Source organism: Tenacibaculum sp. IB213877 (genome assembly GCF_034043975.1).
In the GTDB taxonomy this organism is placed as follows: domain Bacteria; phylum Bacteroidota; class Bacteroidia; order Flavobacteriales; family Flavobacteriaceae; genus Polaribacter.
Genome location: NZ_JAXCHH010000030.1, coordinates 1 through 978, shown reverse-complemented (window position 1 = coordinate 978; position 978 = coordinate 1). Strand labels below are relative to the sequence as shown.

Annotated in this window: 1 pseudogene; it reads right to left on the bottom strand. The window is 41.3% G+C overall.

Features of this window, described 5'->3' with window-relative positions:
- Window positions 1-960: pseudogene (locus tag SLH33_RS12940) on the bottom strand (hypothetical protein); the annotation flags it as partial.
- Between the last annotated feature and the right edge of the window lie 18 nt (window positions 961-978).

The following is a 978-nucleotide window of genomic DNA, read 5'->3' as shown; positions in this document are numbered from 1 at the left end:
GCAATTGTCGGTACTTCCGTTGTTAATATCACTCACAGTAAGGGTAGCATTCCCCGCAGCATCAAGTTGAATACTAAACGGAGTGACACAATTAACCACGGGAGCGATGACATCTTCAATAGTTAAGGTAGTAGTATTTGTTGCACTGTTTCCATTGACATCGGTTACAGTAAGTGTAACGATGTTGTCACCTATGGTAGCACAATCAAAAGAGGTTTTATCAATGCTCATGGAAGCAATACCGCAATTGTCGGTACTTCCATTGTTGATGTCATTTACGGTAAGGGTAGCGTTCCCCGCAGCATCAAGTTGAATACTAAACGGAGTGACACAATTAACCACGGGAGCGATGACATCTTCAATAGTTAAGGTAGTAGTATTTGTTGCACTGTTTCCATTGACATCGGTTACAGTAAGTGTAACGATGTTGTCACCTATGGTAGCACAATCAAAAGAGGTTTTATCAATGCTCATGGAAGCAATACCGCAATTGTCGGTACTTCCATTGTTGATGTCATTTACGGTAAGGGTAGCGTTCCCCGCAGCATCAAGTTGAATACTAAACGGAGTGACACAATTAACCACGGGAGCGATGACATCTTCAATAGTTACTGTGGTAGTATTCGTTGCACTGTTTCCATTGTTATCAGTTACAGTAAGTGTAACGATGTTGTCTCCTATGGTAGCACAATCAAAAGAAGTTTTGTCAATGCTCATGGAAGCAATACCACAATTATCGGTACTTCCATTGTTGATATCATTTACGGTAATGGTAGCATTCCCCGCATCGTCTAGTGAGAGGCTAAAAGGGGCGACACAATTAACCACGGGAGCGATGGTATCTTCAATAGTTACGGTGGTAGTATTCGTTGCACTGTTTCCATTGTTATCGGTTACTGTAAGCGTAACGGTGTTGTCCCCAATATTACTACAATCAAAAGAAGTTTTATCAATACTCATGGAAGCAATGCTGCAATT